The organism is Pseudoalteromonas sp. S4492, assembly GCF_005886115.1.
GTDB classification, from domain to species: Bacteria; Pseudomonadota; Gammaproteobacteria; order Enterobacterales; family Alteromonadaceae; genus Pseudoalteromonas; species Pseudoalteromonas gelatinilytica.
In genome coordinates, this window is the sequence record NZ_PNCP01000003.1 from 11,834 (window position 1) to 28,618 (window position 16,785).

At 41.7% G+C, this 16,785-nt stretch carries 18 protein-coding genes; 12 read left to right on the forward strand and 6 right to left on the reverse strand.

Going from position 1 to position 16,785, the window contains the following annotated elements; translation table 11 throughout:
* Positions 1-2 precede the first annotated feature (2 nt).
* The 7 genes from CWC28_RS00380 (at position 3) to CWC28_RS00410 (ending at position 5,014) form a co-directional block, all read left to right on the forward strand.
* The gene (locus CWC28_RS00380; protein WP_063703908.1) at positions 3-662 is read left to right on the forward strand and encodes a response regulator transcription factor; all 660 of its coding nucleotides are present in this window, start codon (positions 3-5) and stop codon (positions 660-662) included.
* Positions 662-1,972, forward strand: coding sequence for an ATP-binding protein (locus tag CWC28_RS00385; RefSeq protein ID WP_063703910.1), 1,311 nt, complete (start codon positions 662-664; stop codon positions 1,970-1,972). The genes CWC28_RS00380 and CWC28_RS00385 overlap by 1 nt, the downstream gene beginning before the upstream one ends.
* A 19-nt stretch (positions 1,973-1,991) precedes the next feature.
* Complete coding sequence (locus CWC28_RS00390; protein WP_082874063.1) at positions 1,992-2,312, forward strand: cupredoxin domain-containing protein; 321 nt, start codon at positions 1,992-1,994, stop codon at positions 2,310-2,312.
* Entirely contained in the window at positions 2,296-3,045 is a 750-nt protein-coding gene (locus CWC28_RS00395; RefSeq protein ID WP_233999094.1) for an iron transporter, read from the forward strand. Before CWC28_RS00390 ends, CWC28_RS00395 begins: the two co-directional genes overlap by 17 nt.
* Positions 3,033-3,737 carry a hypothetical protein gene (locus CWC28_RS00400; RefSeq protein WP_063703917.1) on the forward strand — a complete coding sequence of 235 codons (705 nt, stop codon included), beginning with the start codon at positions 3,033-3,035 and terminating at the stop codon, positions 3,735-3,737. Before CWC28_RS00395 ends, CWC28_RS00400 begins: the two co-directional genes overlap by 13 nt.
* Positions 3,738-3,937: 200 nt before the next feature.
* Entirely contained in the window at positions 3,938-4,147 is a 210-nt protein-coding gene (locus CWC28_RS00405; RefSeq protein WP_054553399.1) for a cold-shock protein, read from the forward strand.
* A gap of 138 nt (positions 4,148-4,285) precedes the next feature.
* Positions 4,286-5,014, forward strand: coding sequence for a substrate-binding periplasmic protein (locus CWC28_RS00410; RefSeq protein ID WP_119852742.1), 729 nt, complete (start codon positions 4,286-4,288; stop codon positions 5,012-5,014).
* Here the strand turns inward: CWC28_RS00410 and CWC28_RS00415 are convergent.
* The 3 genes from CWC28_RS00415 to udk all read right to left on the reverse strand — a co-directional run bounded on the left by CWC28_RS00415 (position 5,011) and on the right by udk (position 7,771).
* Complete coding sequence (locus CWC28_RS00415) at positions 5,011-5,742, reverse strand: substrate-binding periplasmic protein (protein ID WP_063703922.1); 732 nt, start codon at positions 5,740-5,742, stop codon at positions 5,011-5,013. The two genes, CWC28_RS00410 and CWC28_RS00415, sit on opposite strands and share 4 nt — an antisense overlap.
* Positions 5,743-5,899: 157 nt before the next feature.
* A complete protein-coding gene (locus CWC28_RS00420; RefSeq protein WP_063703924.1) occupies positions 5,900-7,123 on the reverse strand; it encodes a NupC/NupG family nucleoside CNT transporter in 1,224 nt (407 codons plus the stop codon).
* Positions 7,124-7,141: 18 nt separating this feature from the next.
* The gene (gene udk, locus CWC28_RS00425) at positions 7,142-7,771 is read right to left on the reverse strand and encodes a uridine kinase (protein WP_054553619.1); all 630 of its coding nucleotides are present in this window, start codon (positions 7,769-7,771) and stop codon (positions 7,142-7,144) included.
* A 191-nt stretch (positions 7,772-7,962) separates the two neighbouring features.
* On the opposite strand from udk, the gene CWC28_RS00430 reads away from it, so the two are divergent.
* From CWC28_RS00430 to CWC28_RS00450, 5 genes are all read left to right on the forward strand, one after another.
* Complete coding sequence (locus CWC28_RS00430; protein ID WP_063703926.1) at positions 7,963-9,192, forward strand: phosphopentomutase; 1,230 nt, start codon at positions 7,963-7,965, stop codon at positions 9,190-9,192.
* On the forward strand, positions 9,192-9,893 hold the full coding sequence (deoD, locus tag CWC28_RS00435) for a purine-nucleoside phosphorylase (protein ID WP_036972525.1): 702 nt from the start codon (positions 9,192-9,194) through the stop codon (positions 9,891-9,893). Before CWC28_RS00430 ends, deoD begins: the two co-directional genes overlap by 1 nt.
* A 268-nt stretch (positions 9,894-10,161) precedes the next feature.
* Positions 10,162-12,516 carry an Ig-like domain-containing protein gene (locus CWC28_RS00440; protein WP_138624565.1) on the forward strand — a complete coding sequence of 785 codons (2,355 nt, stop codon included), beginning with the start codon at positions 10,162-10,164 and terminating at the stop codon, positions 12,514-12,516.
* Between the two features lie 172 nt (positions 12,517-12,688).
* Entirely contained in the window at positions 12,689-13,429 is a 741-nt protein-coding gene (locus tag CWC28_RS00445; RefSeq protein WP_063703931.1) for a ferredoxin--NADP reductase, read from the forward strand.
* Positions 13,430-13,500: 71 nt separating this feature from the next.
* Entirely contained in the window at positions 13,501-14,310 is an 810-nt protein-coding gene (locus tag CWC28_RS00450; RefSeq protein ID WP_167350242.1) for a nuclear transport factor 2 family protein, read from the forward strand.
* A 482-nt stretch (positions 14,311-14,792) separates the two neighbouring features.
* On the opposite strand, the gene CWC28_RS00455 is transcribed toward CWC28_RS00450, so the two are convergent.
* The 3 genes from CWC28_RS00455 to CWC28_RS22725 are packed head-to-tail and all read right to left on the reverse strand — an operon-like array spanning position 14,793 to position 16,546.
* Positions 14,793-16,004, reverse strand: a complete 1,212-nt coding sequence (locus tag CWC28_RS00455; protein WP_063703934.1) for a type II toxin-antitoxin system HipA family toxin — start codon at positions 16,002-16,004, stop codon at positions 14,793-14,795.
* Complete coding sequence (locus tag CWC28_RS00460) at positions 15,994-16,293, reverse strand: helix-turn-helix transcriptional regulator (protein WP_063703937.1); 300 nt, start codon at positions 16,291-16,293, stop codon at positions 15,994-15,996. The genes CWC28_RS00455 and CWC28_RS00460 overlap by 11 nt, the downstream gene beginning before the upstream one ends.
* Before the next feature lie 40 nt (positions 16,294-16,333).
* Positions 16,334-16,546 (reverse strand): pentapeptide repeat-containing protein, encoded by a 213-nt coding sequence (locus CWC28_RS22725; protein WP_502704927.1) that lies wholly within the window; start codon positions 16,544-16,546, stop codon positions 16,334-16,336.
* Positions 16,547-16,785: the final 239 nt, after the last annotated feature.

Sequence of the window (16,785 nt, forward strand, 5' to 3'; positions counted from 1 at the left end):
CTATGCATTTATTGCTCGTTGAAGACGACCATTTAGTGGCAGAAGGCCTGTGTCGTTCTTTACGTCAACAAGGATACAGTGTTGAACATAGTTCGACCGTTAAGTCAGCGATGCAATGGCTGCAAAATGATGAAATTGAGCTGGTAGTCCTTGATTTAGGACTACCAGACGGTGATGGCATCGACATTTTAAAACACATCAAAAAGCATCGTAAAAACCTGCCCGTGGTGATTTTAACGGCTCGGGGCAGTATTGATGATAAAGTCATGGGGCTAGATTTAGGTGCTGATGATTACCTAGCAAAGCCTTTTGATCCCGCAGAATTATTTGCCCGTCTTCGGGTTGCCAGCAGGCGTGTGACCCAAGCTCAGACCAGCACTTTAAAAGTCGGTGATGTTGAAATGGACACCGCCGCTTTTACCGTGAGTTTTCAAGGTGAGCCAGTAAACTTGCCACGTAAAGAGTTTATGCTCCTAAAAGCCTTGCTAGAAAACCAAGGCCGCGTGCAATCAAAACAGCAGTTAGAGAATAAACTCTATGAATGGGGCGAAGAGGTGGGGTCAAATACCATCGAAGTGCACATTCATCACTTGCGTAAAAAATTCCCAAAAGAGTTTATTAAAACCTTACGCGGCATTGGTTATGTGGTGGGTAAGCGCTAGTGTCAATTCGTAAAAGGCTGACTCTACTTATTTTGTCTATGGTGATCTTAACCTGCTTTTTGGCATTTACTAAAGGTTACCGTGAAAGTATGAATCAGGCTGAAGCACTGCTTGATAACGAGCTGGTAACGCTGGCGCATGTGTTACTCGAGCAGCCACTCAATAAAGAAGCTCCGGCCTATACGAGTGATCTACCGCAGTTATTATTTCAAGTTTGGGTTGATGACAGCTTGGCCTCAAGCTCAAAATCATTGCAGCATAACTCTAGCAATCAAAGTCAGTGGCAAAGCGGGTTTAGTGTTGAGAATTTGGCTGGGCAACGCGTCAAAGTGTATCGCTTAAGCGAAGGTAATAAGCGCGTGCTTATTGCAGAGCCTTTGAGTAAACGTGTGGCGCTAACCGAAACCGTGATTCTATCGGCCATGACGCCGCTGTTGTGGAGTGTGCCTATCCTTGCTCTCCTTATTAGTGTGTTTGTAAAACAAGGGCTTGCGCCACTAACTCGGTTATCAAATCAACTTAAACATCGTCAAGCAAATGACTTTACTGCAATCCCTTGGCAAACCCCAGAGCAAGAAATAAAACCCGTAATTAGCCGCTTAAACGATCTATTCAAACGGGTTGAAAGTGCCTATTTACGAGAGCGCTTTTTTGCTTCTGATGCGGCCCACGAACTGCGTACCCCGCTCAGTAGTTTAAAAATCAATGTGCATAATTTAGTGGCTCAAGGTGTTGAGAGTGTTGAGCTTGATGCGATGGAAAAAGGCGTTGATAAACTGAGCAATATCGTTGAGCAAATGCTGATTTTGGGGCGTACTTATCCAGAGCAATGGCAAGCGCAATTTAGCCCCGTGTCGGTGTTAGAAATTAGCCAACAAGTTGTTGCACAACTTTATGATCGTATTGACGAAAAAGAGCATACCATTAGCATTGATGGCGATGATTTTATCATTGCCGGTGACGAATTCACCTTAGTTACTTTGTTTGGCAATTTACTGAGTAACGCCATAAAATATACCCCAGCTGTGGGAGAAATTTGTATTACGCTGAAAACCGAAAATAATCGTTTTATTTGGCAAATAGATGACTCGGGCCCAGGTATTGATGAAGCTCAAAAACAGCGCATTTTTAACCGTTTTTACCGTGTGGGTGGTGATAAACATCCATCAGGTGAACAAGGAGCCGGGCTTGGTATGGCCATTGTTGAACACATAGTCTCGATTTATAACGCTGATATTGCTTTAGCAGATAGTCACCTTGGTGGCTTGCGAGTGAGTGTCTCTTTTATGCAAGGAGATGTCAGTGAATAAATGGATTTTAGCGCTTTCTATGCTGCTACTATGTATGTCGTCTTGGCTTGCCTATGCCAAAGAGTACAAGCTGATTTTAAAAGATCATTTGTTTTACCCCGCTGAAATAACAGTACCTGCCAATAAAAAGTTGCGATTAGTTATCGAAAACCAAGATGACACCCCAGAAGAGTTCGATAGCTTTGACTTAAACCGTGAAAAAGTGCTCTACCCAGGTCGTACGAGTGTCATTTATATCGGACCGCTCAGCCCTGGACGTTATGATTTTTTTGGAGAATTTTCGCCTAATACGGCGCGAGGTACTGTCGTGGCTACGGAGGTGAATGATGCTGATAACTAGTTTATTAATGAGCATTAATCAGCTTTTACCTGTGGTTATTTTAGCTGTGCTTTTGAGTTTGATCGTGCCTTTAAGTCAGCGCCAGCTGAGTATTTATGCCGTTATTGGTACCCTGATGAGCTTAGTATTTGTACAAGCCGCTGCTTGGGTGAGTCAGTTATTTGATCACCGAGGCTTAGAGTTCATACAAATGCTGCTGTGTATAATGATTTTTGTCGCTGCACTGATGAGTTGTCAGCAACGAAAAATGGCGGCTGCACTGGCCTTGATTGCAACCATGACCTTGTATTTAAGCCATTACATGATCTATTTGGTCAGCTTTTGGCACAGTAAAGATACCGCTGAGCCATTGATACTCGGTACATGTTTAGGTGTGGGCATATGTATTAGTTTTGGTGTGTTATTGTTCTTTTTACTGGAAAGTATTGTCAGACGTGCAGGTGTGCAGCCTTTAGTCGTGCTGCTTGCCTTTAATGCAACAGCAAAGTTATTGATATTTCTTGATTTAGCAAGCCAGGTCGACTTACTTGACGTGACCTCAAATTATTTAGATTGGCGTGGGTTTTTAGTTGAAAACTCAGAGCTTGGGCGCGTATTAAAAGCCTTAGTGGGCTACGAAGCCACGCCGAGTAAAACAGCGCTCTGGGTGTATGTTATTGCTGCTGTAGTATTTATTGCCTTAGCGCGCGTTTTAAAAATTAAAAAGACAGAGGAGCCAGTATGCGGTTCTTAATAATTAGCTTAAGTTGCTTGTTGTTAGCAAGTGTCAGCCAAGTCGCGCAGGCAGATGGCATGGTGGTTGATAAAGTATATCACCCTTATGTGATGCCGTTTGAACGTGAGGTTGAGTGGCGTTTAGTGTCTCGGCAAACCGATAACGGTAATGTACTGGCGCAGCGAGGAGGCTTTGGTGGCGCAATTAACGACACCATGAGTCTTGAGGGCTACTTAGTTGGCGAACGAGATGATAACGGTGATTTTGGCTTATCTTCGTATGAGCTTGAGTTACGTTGGCAGCTAGTTGAGCAAGGCCGTTTATGGGCCGATTGGGGAGCGTTATTTGAGCTTGAAAAACAGCATAATATCGATGCATACGAAGCAACAACTGGGTTTTTATGGGAAAAAGAGTTTGGCCGTACAAGCCTGACTATGAACGCATTTTTAGTGTATGAATGGGGCGCTGATATTGCAAACGAGTGGGAGAGCGAGTTTCGCTTACAATACCGTTATCGCTATCGTTCGGCCTTTCAACCATCGATAGAAATCTATGCGGGAGAGGACTTTTTTGGGGTTGGTCCAGGCTTTATTGGGCTACACAGATTTAGCCCTAAACGCCAGTTAAAATGGGAAGCAGGTTTTATTAGTGAGCTTAGCCAATCAGGCAAAGATCATAGCTTTCGCTTGGCTTTAGAGTTTGAATTTTAATGTCGATAGTGTTTGACTTATCAAACTAACTCTATATAGTGGGCACCAGCTAGAAAGAAAGCGTGTAATTAATAAATCTTTATTTCGTTGTTGTATAAGTAATACTTGTAGTACCGTCCTGAAGTTTTTAAGTACCATCTCATTTTTTGCTACACCCGCCCACTAGGGCATGTTTAATTTTTTATATCAGGAATAATACTATGTCTAACATCGTATCAGGTACAGTTAAGTGGTTTAACGAATCTAAAGGTTTTGGTTTCATCGAGCAAGAAAATGGTCCAGACGTTTTCGCTCACTTCAGCGCTATCCAATCTGAAGGTTTCAAAACTTTAGCTGAAGGCCAACGTGTAGAGTTCACTCTTTCACAAGGTCAAAAAGGCCCTCAAGCGGACAACATCAAGCCGCTATAATTTTACTGAAAAGTAAAGTTGAGAAGAAGCAAGCTACGGCTTGCTTTTTTTATGCCTAAAAATTGACTGAGTTAATGAATATTTCTATATTTAATGCAGCTGTGTCATTAGAGTGTATTAATTATTTTAAAATATTTGTTGTTAGCGTGCCTAAGCTTTGCACCTGTAGTACTGGCAAAAGACAGTGTCATCATCTACACCGAGCAATTCCCGCCATATAATTTTTCGAACAAAGGGCACTTAGAGGGCATAAACCTCGAGTTTGTCAAAGCGATGTGTGTTGATGCAGACATTGAATGTCAATTCGAGCTCTTGCCTTGGTCTCGGGCATATCACTTAGCCCAGCAAAAGCCGCAATCAGGTCTTGTTTCTACGGCTCGTATACCCGATCGTGAAGCGCTGTTTAACTGGGTTGGTCCACTGGCTTCATCAAGTAACTTCTTTTATCGCTTACAATCAAATGACCGTATTAATCCCATCGATTTATCGCAAGTGAAAGATCATAGTCTGTGCGTGGTAAGAGACAGTATTTACGAAAAATTTGTTGAGAGTATTGGTTTTCGCAGTGAAAAAAATCTTCTCAAAGTGAGTCACTATTACGAGTGCATTAATTTATTTTTCAAAAATAAAATAGAGCTCATTATTGGCTCGGAGCTGTCGTTTAATTACCAATTAATGCAGTACGGTCACCAAGGGCGAGAAGTGGTTAAGTTGGTTGAGTTGCCACTAAATGGCACGGTAGGTAACTTTCTAGCCTTAAATAAGGCCTTACCCGAAGAGCTTGTAAGCCGATTACAGGCAAGTTATGACAAGCTCAGTAAGCAAGGGTTATTAGAGACTTATATTGAGCAATACAAAGCGAATTAAGGTCGCTGTGCGAGCATCATCACCGCATTGTATCTTGGTGTCATGACCACCTCATTAAACGCTGCTTTTAAGGCATCGACGTAACGTTGGTCGGTATTAATATTTGCAGCAAGATAGCCTTTCATGGTTAAAAAGTCGATTGCATGCGCAAAGCTGAAACGAGCTTCATCCAGTGCTAACTGCTCAGCCATCGCCGCTATATAATTTTTATCATCAATAATTAAATCAACCTTGCCCGACATCAACAACTGATACGACTTATTGATATCAGAGGTATAAACCAGCGTATAACCACGCTCAGTTAAGCGTTGTGCCGCTAGGTCATGACGCTGAACCGCAATCTTATATTGCTTAGCTTGCTCGTTTGTAGTGATGTTTATATCGCTGCGAGAGGTTAATTTAACAAAGCCCATTTGATAGGTTGCCACTTCACCAATCCAATGAAAGTGCTGCTCGCGCTCAGCGGTTTTCGCCATACTGTAAATGAAAATGTTCGGCTTCTTCAATGCCATATTGTAGGCACGGGCCCAAGGGTAGAGCTCTATATTCGCGTTCAAATTAGCTTTGGCAAAAATCGCTTTTACTAATTCGGTGCTCTCACCGGCAACTTGGTTATTGATTAAGGTCTGATTGGGTGGCGACAGTTCAGTCACAACGGTTAGAGTCGGCGTGCACAGTGCTGGCCAACTAAAGAAAATGATTAGTAAATAAAGTCGTAAATAGTTCATTTATGTACTTAAAAGGACTTAGTAATTAAATCTTAGCACATAAAACGATAAAAGGGCCTTGCGGCCCTTGGTGAAGTATCGTTCAAGTCAGATAGACCTTTAACCCCTTAAAGTCCTATCCTATTGTTTTGCAACTACGGCTCATCTCATTAAGTTTCTAAGCTAGCGAGAGGAAAAAACCTGCAATTGCTGCACTCATGAGGTTAGCCATAGATCCTGCTAACACTGCTCTGAGCCCTAAGCGTGCGATATCCTTTCGCCGACTAGGCGCCATACCGCCTAATCCACCTAGTAAAATTGCTATCGATGATAAGTTAGCAAACCCACATAACGCGAATGTGACAATCGCTTGTGTGTGCGCACTTAACGTATCGCGATAATTAATAAAGTCGAGGTAAGCAACAAATTCGTTAACTACTACCTTCTGACCTATAAAACTGCCTGCGATTACTGCCTCGCTCCACGGTACACCTAACAACCATGCAACCGGTGCGAATACATAACCTAAAATTTCTTGTAGCGTTAATGTTGGGTGATCAAACCAACCACCAATACCGCCTAATAACCCATTTAGAAGTGCAATAAGTGCTACGAAAGCCAGTAACATCGCACCTACGTTCAGTGCTAGTTGCATACCGTTTGCGGCACCTGATGCGGCTGCATCAATTACGTTAACCGGTTTTTCTTCTTGTACGTCTAAATCAGCTAAATCTTCTTTTGGTGTTTCGGTCTCTGGCACAATCATTTTTGCCATTAAGAAACCACCTGGTGCCGCCATAAAGCTGGCTGCAATTAAGTATTTAAGCTCTACACCAATTGTTACGTAACCTGCCATAACAGAACCGGCTACGGTAGCAAGGCCACCTACCATTACCGCAAATAGCTCTGACTTAGTCATGCTGGCGATAAATGGTTTAACAATCAATGGTGCTTCTGTTTGGCCAACGAAAATATTGGCGGTTGCAGAAAGCGATTCAGGGCGAGAGGTTTTCAATAGCTTTTGTAAGCCACCGCCTAGAATCTTGATTATCCAATCCATTACCCCGATGTGATACAACACAGCAACGAGTGCTGAGAAGAACACGATAACGGGCAATACTTGTATCGCAAAAATAAACCCTAAAGTATCTTGCGATGCCAGTGAGCCAAATAAGAAGCTAATCCCGTCATTGGCATAACCGATAACTGATGAGACTCCTCGAGACATACTTGCCAGTACGTTTTTGCCCACTTCAAAGAACAAGACAAAGCCACCAATTAACACTTGAAGTAAAAAGGCGATGCCCACAGTTCTTAAATTAATTGCTTTACGGTTCGTTGAAGCCGCAAAAGCAATGCCTAGTAGCACAACAATGCCTACTAAGCTCATAAATGTTGTCATACTGACTATTTCCCGTTGTTATTGTTGCAGTAAATATTTTATTTTACTTTTAATTATATCAATGGCAACGCGATTCATACCGCCGCGTGTGACTACGAGATCAGCTTTGTGCTTTGATGGCTCAATAAACTGATAAAACATAGGTCGCACTGTCGCTTGATATTGATCAACAACGGACTGTAATGTTCTGCCACGCTGCTCCATATCTCGTTGCATACGGCGCATAAGGCAGATATCTAACGGTGTATCAATGAACACCTTAATATCAAATTCTTTTCGAAGTGCCGGATCACTCAAGAGCAAAATACCCTCAACGATAAGTACTTTTGCAGGTGCCACTCGACGCGTTTCATCGCTACGGGTATGCATTGCATAGTCATAAGTTGGTACGTCTACTGATTTTCCAGCGCGCAATTGAAGTAAGTGCTCATGCAAAAGCTCATGCTCGAAAGCATCAGGATGGTCGTAATTGGTTTGCGTTCGATGGTCAAACGGCAAATGCGACTGGTCTTTGTAATAAGCATCTTCTTCGATCACTGCGATCGCGCCCGGTTCAAGCTCATTGACTAATTCGTTATAAATCGTCTTGCTAAAAAGAGACTTGCCCGACGCAGATGCGCCAGCAATAGCTATAATTGTTCGTGTCACTAAAGTTCTCGCCCACACATAAGGAAACATTGTTAGGTAGATCACAATAGCAAAAAAGACACGATTAATCTCTTTTGCTTCGCTTAGAGATGCAAATTTATAATGTTTCTGTTTTATGAAACAGGACTTATGTCCTGTACCAAAAATTCGAAGAGCATATAAAGTATTCACATATTGATAACGAGGTACCCATGGCAAGAGCACTCATCTTAATGGCAGATAGCCTAGGAATTGGCGCAGCACCTGACGCAGAGCAGTTTGGTGATGTAGGCGCAAATACCTTTGCTCATTTACTTAAAGCCTATGCAGAAGAAACAGGTGAGCACTTATCGCTACCTAATCTTACCCGTTTAGGTTTAGCTGATGCATGCGAAGCTGCAGGTAAAGAACCTTGTTTAGTTAGTGACCGCCAAGCACCTATTGGCGCATGGGGTTACGCTAAAGAGTTATCAAGTGGTAAAGACACGCCTTCAGGGCACTGGGAAATGGCCGGTGTACCTGTGTTATTTGATTGGGGATACTTCCCTAATACACAGCCGTGTTTTCCCCAAGAATTTGTTGACGAGCTAATTGCTCGCGCTGAGATTCCTGGCATTTTAGGTAACTGTTATGCCTCAGGAACTACTATTTTAGAACAGCTAGGTGAAGAACATATGCAAACCGGCATGCCGATTTGCTACACCTCAGTTGATAGCGTGTTTCAAATAGCCGCGCACGAAGAATCATTTGGACTGGAGAAACTTTATCAGGTTTGCGAAATCGCACGGGCGCTGCTTGATGAAATGAACATAGGAAGAGTGATTGCGCGGCCATTTTTGGGTTCGAGCCGTGACGATTTTGCCCGTACAGGTAATCGTCGTGACTATTCGGTGTTGCCACCGTCGCCAACCTTGCTTGATAAATTATCGCAAGACGGCGGTGAAGTGATCAGTATTGGTAAAATTGCCGATATCTATGCGCACCAAGGCATCACCCAAAAACACAAAGCGCCAGGGCTAATGAACTTGCTTGAGAAAACCTCAGAAGTGATTGCAAGCGCACCTGACCATAGTTTGATTTTTACAAACTTAGTTGATTTTGATGAAAAGTACGGTCATCGCCGTAATGCAGTTGGCTATGCTAAAGCATTAAAAGAGTTTGATGATTACCTGCCGACCATTTTAAATCAGCTAAATAGTGATGATGTATTAATTATCACGGCCGATCACGGATGTGATCCAACAGCAGCAGGCACTGACCATACACGTGAATACGTGCCAGTACTTGCATACCAACCGGGAATGACAAACACCCCGCTTGGAGAACGAGCTAGTTTTGCAGACATAGGTCAAACCCTTGCCCAGTGGTTTAATCTTCCTGCACTTGAATACGGTGATAGCTTTAACGACAAGCTATTAGCGAACAAAAAAGGAAACCAATAATGAGTACTCCTCATATCAGCGCCAATGTAGGCGAATTTGCAGAAACGGTATTAATGCCGGGTGATCCGCTTCGCGCTCAATACATTGCTGAAAACTTTTTAGATGACGCAAAACAAGTAACAGGCGTTCGTAATATGTATGGTTTTACCGGTACCTACAAAGGTAAGCCAGTTAGTATTATGGGTTCTGGGATGGGTATTCCATCAATGTCAATTTATGCCCGTGAATTGATCGTTAGTTACGGCGTTAAAAATCTAATTCGTATTGGTACCTGTGGCGGTATTGGTAGCGATATCAAAATCCGTGACGTTATCTTTGCACAAGGTGCAAGCACAGATTCAAACGTAAACCGTGCGCGCGTACGTGGTTACGACTTTGCCGCAATTGCTGATTTCGGTTTACTACTTAACGGCGTAAACGCAGCAAAAGAATTAGGCATTGAAGCGAAAGTAGGTAATGTATTTACAACAGATACATTCTACCAAGCAGATAACACATTCTATCAAGAATTAGACAAGCTAGGCGTACTTGCTGTTGATATGGAAACAGCTGGCATGTACGGCGTAGCCGCTGAATACGGCGCAAAAGCGATGGCACTATTTACTGTGAGTGACCACGTAATCACTGGTGAAGCAACACCAAGTGAAGAGCGTCAAAGCACTTTTAACGAAATGGTTAAAATTGCTTTAGAATCAATTTAAATAAGTTCCTTGGTAACGTATTCACTGAAATTTGGAAACACGCCCAAAGTGAAGTGAGACTAACCTCAAAGCCGCATTTATGCGGCTTTTTTTATGACTACTTATTTACCTCGCGTAAAATCCTGCCCGCATCTCGCAATTTTAAGCCTTGATAAATAAAAAAGAGTTGTAATCATAAGCAACAATACTTTATTGTTAGCCTTTTAGGTTTGTACCTAAAAAGTAAATAATTAATAAACTCTCTTGGACAAAAATACTAAGGATTAGTATGAAATATAAATACCTACCTCTAAGCCTTGTCTTTTCATCTTTACTTACTGGTTGTGGTGGCAATAGTGATAGTAATGAGGAATCTAAACAAGAATTAACAAATTCGGCACCCGTTGCAGTTATTGATACTAGTTCAACCCTTAATGGTGAAAGTGTTGTAATTAGTGTTTTGGAAAATGACACAGATAGTGATGGTGATGCGTTAACTGTTGCGCAAATATTAACGCAGCCAACTCACGGAACAGCAACGATTTCAAATAATGAAGTGCTTTATACTCCGGTTGATGCAAACTTTGCAGGAAAAGATAGCTTCAGCTATCAAATAACCGATGGAGAAAAAACGTCACAAGCAAGCGTTGAGCTAACATTATATCAGCAGTTGACTTTAAAAGGGCAAGTGGTTGATAAACCAATTGCAAATGCTGATGTCTCTTTAACAATTAATGGCGAAACACTAGAAACTCAAGCTGACAGTAATGGCTTTTATCAGTTAGATGTTAAAACGTCAGATATAACCGATATGCTTTTATTAAAGGCGATTGGTACGGCTAATGATCAAAAACACGTCGAGTTAGTTAATTTATTTGGGAGTTTTGAAAGTGTAATGCTAGCTTCGGGTGAGGATCGCATTTTTTCATATGAGCAAGGAAACAATGCCAACATCACTCACTTATCGACTGCCCACTATTTATTGGCTGAAGAACAAAATGCTGAAGACACAATAATTACCCAAGAAGCTTACGATAGTTTTTCTGCACAAATATCACCAAAGGAATTATTAGATACTGCAAGTTTTATAAAACTGTTGGTCGATAATGACAACTATACAGTTGCTGAAGGTACATCGTTGACTTTACTAAACTCTGGTGAAGTTAAAGAGGCAATAAATGCTTACTTAGTGAGTATTGCTGCAATGGATACGCAAGGTAATCTAACCGAGCAGTATGAAGCTGATTTCACACAAGCGAAAAATGACTCTATCAGCAGTACTGATTTGGTTTTTACTGAACAAGAGCTCACTGAGCAACCACTATTTACATTTTCAGCGTACCGTAAAAAGTTAATGCCGCTATATGCAGATAAAACACTTATTTTGAATAGTGATCATCAAGGTGAAAGTATAGTCGCTAAAAATAACGATATTCGAGAAGCGAGTGTTGAGTGGAAAATCGAACAAGGTAAGCTTGTATTCGATTTTGCAGAAGACTCTGTTTTACGATATGCAATCGACTTAAGCTTCAACATTGATAGTGGAATGGTAGAAATTGCTAATAAATGGGGCGAAGATATCGCCATAGCAATACGAGATGCTTACTACAAGGGCAAAATAAATTCATTTATTATTGTTAAAAAGTACCCACTAAAAAGAACGGTTTCTAAATTAGCCAATGATAAGTCAGGTGTTTTAGCATACATTTCTGGAGTAGATGTTGAAGAGTTAGAGATCCCGGAAGCCGTTGAATGGGAATCAGATACTCTAATTTACGAAAAACCAATTGATGGAGCATTGAAAATTGTTAACGGCACCAATGATGAATTTTCATTGCTTAATTCAGAACAGTTAGTTGGGGAGTGGTCTGTCCCATTACTGTATGTTGCAGAGGAAGTTTCAGGAAGCACTCTTAATCATGAGTTCTTAACAATTTCAGGTGTGACAGCAACTGCGAAACACACAGGTAAATCTTATGTAGTAGAGCGCTTAGAAAATAGCTTGGTGCTTTCTAGCTCTACAGAAAAAGTGACTTATACGCCGATTATGTCTGATAGTCATCGTTACTTAACCTTTGTACAGCAATGGGAAAATGATGAACTAATTTTTCAAGGTACAGGCTCCGTTGTTAAGGTACAAGACGATGCTGAATTGTTTTTTGACAACATGATTACTGAGCTACCAAAGGTGTATCAACCTATGATTACAGTAATGAATCATGGTAGTGAGAGTGTATATGAAGATGACCTAATGAATATTGATTATCTATTTGCTTACCAGTTTGATGCGAACAATACTGTAAAGCGGGCTATTCGTTCAGCTCATTTAATAGATGGGCCTGATAACTATTTTCACATTGGAACCGAATGGGCATGGAGCCGAACAGAAAACCAAATTAAAATGGGCTATGAAAGCGACTTTGAAATGCGCTATAGATTTTGGGACGTACTAGCATATGTTCCTGAATCAAATTCTGCATTAGTACATGAGTATGGTTATTATGGTTATGATGAGGATAATAATGGTGAAATTTCTGAGGATGAAATTGAAAACTTAATTTATCCTCGCATTAACTTTATCAAACTAGAAGATCTTAGCCTTTGGGAAGCAGCATGGCAAAACACGGTTGATAAAGGCTTATAACCTAATTAATGAAACCCTATCAAAGCCGCATTTATGCGGCTTTTTTTATGACTACTTATTTACCTCGCGTAAAATCCTGCCCGCATCTCGCATCTCGCATCCGACCCTTAAAACTTGAAAATTCAAGCAATTGTTGCCACCTTTAATAGAGGAACAACAATTGAGGATGTGTATGTCTAATTGGGTTGAAGCTAAGGTTAAAGACGTTAAATGGTGGACTGAGTCATTATTTAGCTTAATCGTTAATGCTGATGTCGAACCATTCACGGCGGGGCAGTTTACAAAGCTTGCAATGCAAGTGGGTGATAAACGTGTCGCACGTGCATATTCTTATGTGAATGCGCCGAATAATCCCGACCTCGAGTTTTATCTTATCAATGTGAAAGACGGGCAACTTTCTCAACAACTTGCGCAATTAAAGCCGGGTGACTCAGTGACTATAGAGCGCCGCGCGACTGGCTTTTTTACTCTTGATGAAGTGCCAAGCAGTGAGCAGCTTTATATGCTGAGTACAGGCACTGCGCTTGGGCCTTTTATTTCAATATTAGAGCAGGGCGAAGTGTGGCAAAAGTTTGAGCATGTTCATTTAGTGCATGGAGTTCGTCTTAATGAGGACTTAAGTTATCAGGAGCGCATTAAAGCGCTACAGCAGCAGTACCCAAATCTTTACTATTCGCCTGTAGTCAGCCGAGAGTCAGCCACAATCGGTTTTAATGGCCGGATAACAGACGTAATAAAAGACCATCGTTTATTTGATGTAATAGGGCGCCCGACTGTACCTGATACCGCACAATTTATGATTTGCGGTAACCCACAAATGGTAAAAGATACCTCGGCTATTTTGTTAGAGCTTGGTTTTAGCCGCAACAGGCGCCGTGAACCTGGGCAGATCACAGTAGAGCAATATTGGTAAAAAACTATGCCAAACAGCTAGAATTTGCTACCTTAGCGCCTCAAATCAGGAATGATGCATTTAGGAAAAGTATGAAACCGTTATTTTTTGCAATCAGTTTATTATTCTCTTGGCAGTCAATTGCAAGTGACGAAACCACCGAACAAACCGAGCCTCAAACGAGCAATGAACAAAAAGCCGAAAAGAAGGACGTACCAAGCTTAGAGTTTATTGAAGAAAAGCCAGCAACAGAGCAAAAATCAGCGGCGGAAGCTGAAAAAACCACAGCAGAAGAAAAAGCGAAAGCTGAAGAAGCAGCTAAAACAACGACTGCAACCACAACAAACAGTGACGAGCAAAAAGCCACTGCCGAAGCGTTAAAAGCGGTTGCAGAAGTCGATGACAGTAAAGTACTCGGTACACAAACCCCAGCACCTGCTGAGCAACCAAAAACAGTTGCCGAAAAACAGCAAGCAGTCGCAGAAGCAGAAAAAGCCGTTAACCAAGCTAAAGAAGCACTAACAGCTAAGCAGCAAGAAAAAGCGCGCCAGTCACGTGAATCAATGGCAGTGATTGAACAAGTTATCGCTGCGTACAACGCTCGCAACATTGATGCTTTTATTAAGATGTATGATGAAAACGTTGAGTTTTATACATTCCCGAATGAGCTTATGTTTACTGGTAAAGAAAAGCTTATTGCACGATACGGTATCATGTTCAAAAAGCTAAAGTGCATTAAGTCATCGCCAATTAAACGCATCGTACTTGGCAACATCGTGATTGATCATGAACTCTCTGAAACTTGTACGCAAGACCCGAAAGTCGTCGACAAGCGCTCAGAGTTCGTCACCAGCTACAAAATAGAGAATGGCAAAATAACCAAAGTGTTATTCTTCCGATAGAAAAAAGAGCAGCCCAGCTGCTCTTTTTTTATGGGGGAAAGTTAGTGGGTTCAAGTTACAAGTTAGCGAGAGTAAAGTTAGCGAGTTTCAAGGGGAAAGCTGCGAGTAACGAGGTGCGAGTCTGTAGCAGCGATTTTACATCGCGTCCTAGCGCCTAGAGCCTAGGACCTAAATCCTAGAACCTATGACGCGGGATAAACCCGCTGCTACACGTAGGCGTGAAACTTGTTTCGCTCGTCTGACTGACCGCGCTTTTCTACGTTCAATTCGGTACTAAAGTACCTCCTACAATGCCTCGAACAAGGCTTTCATTGCAGAGATAAACACTCGAACTAACCACCCCCGCAGTTCGGCTGATATCTAATATCTGACCTCTAACGGCTAAAAGCCAGAGATTTTACATCGCGTCTTAGAACCTAGGGCCTAAATCCTAGCGCCTATAACGCGGGATAAAACGTAGGCGTGAAACTTGTTTCACGCTATTACTCTTCATTTATTTCAGGAATTACACCTTTTAAGCGAGTGATATCTTCATCACTAACGTCGGCAAAATGTTTAAAGTGAGTCGGCCAATCTTTGCAATATTCTTCAATCTCTTTGATGATGTTTTTTGCTGCAGAATTTGCTAATCCAAATCGCTTAGCCTGAGATAAAAAATTGCTTTTACTTGCATAACGACCATCATCGCCAAAGCCAAGACCATGTTGTTTTGAGTTGTTGATTGGAGTGATGTCATAAGCTGGACTTAATCGCCAATTTTTTTGTGAAAATGAATATAGGAATGCATGATTGCGAGTGTGATCATCTGTATTACCAATATACGCATTGAACACCATTCGCTTAAACAACTCTTCAGCATCACCTGCATTTTGCATTGTTTGATGCCTTATAAATTCAGCTAATTGACCATATGAGTAGTCACTTGAAAGATCACTCATAGCAACTTTAGGTTTTTGAAGTAAGCTATTCGCACTTAAAAAGTGGTGTGTTGGTAACCCATTACTAACATCAAACCGCTCAACAAGTAGCACATCACCGGTATGTGTTTTATGAATAAAGGTAGGAGCCGTTCGAATACCAAGCTGTTCCGCCATTTTCATTGCAGCATGTTCAGCTCTGACTAGATTGAATAAATCATCTTGGCGATTGAATTTTGCTAAGTAGAGTTTGTTGTCAATTTGTATAGAGGTCTTCGGTCTAGCTCCCCCCATGCTTTGGCCAAACTCAAATGCTTTCTTAGCTTCATCAGAAATTGTTTTATTCGCCAGCAAGTCATCTTTAGCTTGGTCTAGCAAGGCTAAATCAGACAAGGTGTTTTTGTTAGTTTTATGCTTTGAGGCACTTCGCGAGAGACTAAAAACAAGAGCTCCTACGCCATACCCAGACCCAGCTAATAAAAATTCTAACTCGTTTTTGGGTTTTGTAGTATGAAGCGAAAGAATTAACTTGCGCCCCCACGAGTCAGCTCCTGCATCACTCAATACGCCAAATAGACCTCTGTTTGCGCTGTAACTGAAAATCCCCGATTTTAATGGCAGATGTACTGGATCTAGAGCAAAGGCATCGCTTCGGGCTAAATAGCTCTTACCATAGTTGAACTCACCGCGACCTGATTGATTATCTAATTTAAAGTAACCACAAATAACGGGTTTTTCTTCTAAACCATCTATAAAGACATAGCACTCAGAAGTCATCATTAATTTCCTGTGGTGAATTTCGTTTGCGTTGGCGCGCATTGTAGCCACCTACGTCTGCAGCTAATTCATTTATTTCGTCAAGCAGTGCTCCTTGTAAGTTAAGTACAACCAGCGCTTCAAAAAGAATGTCACTTTTCACAACATCACCTTGCTCCAACTTTTGTACAGTTGAACGTGATACCCCAATCATTTTCGCAAATGTACTTTGCGTATAATGAAGTGTTCGGTGCTGGCGTATCAAATCGCCCAGCTTTTGTGCCATTTTTGCTGCCTGTTCAGAACGCATATTGATTGCTTTTATAATCATTAGGTATTTAATGATTAGTTTAGCGGTATTTGGGGCTTTTGCAATAGAGGGGGATTAAGTTAGCAAGAGTAAAGTTAGCGAGAGTAAAGTTAGCGAGAGTAAAGTTAGCGAGAGTAAAGTTAGCAAGAGTAAAGTTAGCAAGAGTAAAGTTAGCGAGAGTAAAGTTAGCGAGAGTAAAGGTACGAGTAACGAGATGCGAGATATGAGATGCGAGATATGAGGTAGCAGCGATTTTACATCGCGTCCTAGCGCCTAGGACCTAGAACCCAGAGCCTAACGCTTATTACGCGGGATAAACCCGCTGCTACATGTAGGCGTGAAACTTGTTTCGCGCGTCTGACTGACCACTCTTTTCTAAGTTCAATTCGGCACTAAAGTACCTCCTACAATGCCTCGAACAAGGTTTTCATTGCAGAGAAAAACACTCGAACTAACCAACCCCGCAGTTCGGCTGATATCTAATATCTGACC

What these genes read in the sequence shown, in the direction of transcription:
- CWC28_RS00380 (WP_063703908.1), top strand. Translation starts at nt 3, where the DNA reads ATGCATTTATTGCTCGTTGAAGACGACCATTTAGTGGCAGAAGGCCTG.
- CWC28_RS00390 (WP_082874063.1), top strand. Translation starts at nt 1,992, where the DNA reads ATGCTGCTACTATGTATGTCGTCTTGGCTTGCCTATGCCAAAGAGTAC.
- CWC28_RS00395 (WP_233999094.1), top strand. Translation starts at nt 2,296, where the DNA reads ATGATGCTGATAACTAGTTTATTAATGAGCATTAATCAGCTTTTACCT.
- CWC28_RS00400 (WP_063703917.1), top strand. Translation starts at nt 3,033, where the DNA reads ATGCGGTTCTTAATAATTAGCTTAAGTTGCTTGTTGTTAGCAAGTGTC.
- CWC28_RS00405 (WP_054553399.1), top strand. Translation starts at nt 3,938, where the DNA reads ATGTCTAACATCGTATCAGGTACAGTTAAGTGGTTTAACGAATCTAAA.
- CWC28_RS00415 (WP_063703922.1), bottom strand. Translation starts at nt 5,742, where the DNA reads ATGAACTATTTACGACTTTATTTACTAATCATTTTCTTTAGTTGGCCA.
- CWC28_RS00420 (WP_063703924.1), bottom strand. Translation starts at nt 7,123, where the DNA reads ATGACAACATTTATGAGCTTAGTAGGCATTGTTGTGCTACTAGGCATT.
- CWC28_RS00430 (WP_063703926.1), top strand. Translation starts at nt 7,963, where the DNA reads ATGGCAAGAGCACTCATCTTAATGGCAGATAGCCTAGGAATTGGCGCA.
- deoD (WP_036972525.1), top strand. Translation starts at nt 9,192, where the DNA reads ATGAGTACTCCTCATATCAGCGCCAATGTAGGCGAATTTGCAGAAACG.
- CWC28_RS00440 (WP_138624565.1), top strand. Translation starts at nt 10,162, where the DNA reads ATGAAATATAAATACCTACCTCTAAGCCTTGTCTTTTCATCTTTACTT.
- CWC28_RS00445 (WP_063703931.1), top strand. Translation starts at nt 12,689, where the DNA reads ATGTCTAATTGGGTTGAAGCTAAGGTTAAAGACGTTAAATGGTGGACT.
- CWC28_RS00450 (WP_167350242.1), top strand. Translation starts at nt 13,501, where the DNA reads ATGAAACCGTTATTTTTTGCAATCAGTTTATTATTCTCTTGGCAGTCA.
- CWC28_RS00455 (WP_063703934.1), bottom strand. Translation starts at nt 16,004, where the DNA reads ATGACTTCTGAGTGCTATGTCTTTATAGATGGTTTAGAAGAAAAACCC.
- CWC28_RS00460 (WP_063703937.1), bottom strand. Translation starts at nt 16,293, where the DNA reads ATGCGTTCTGAACAGGCAGCAAAAATGGCACAAAAGCTGGGCGATTTG.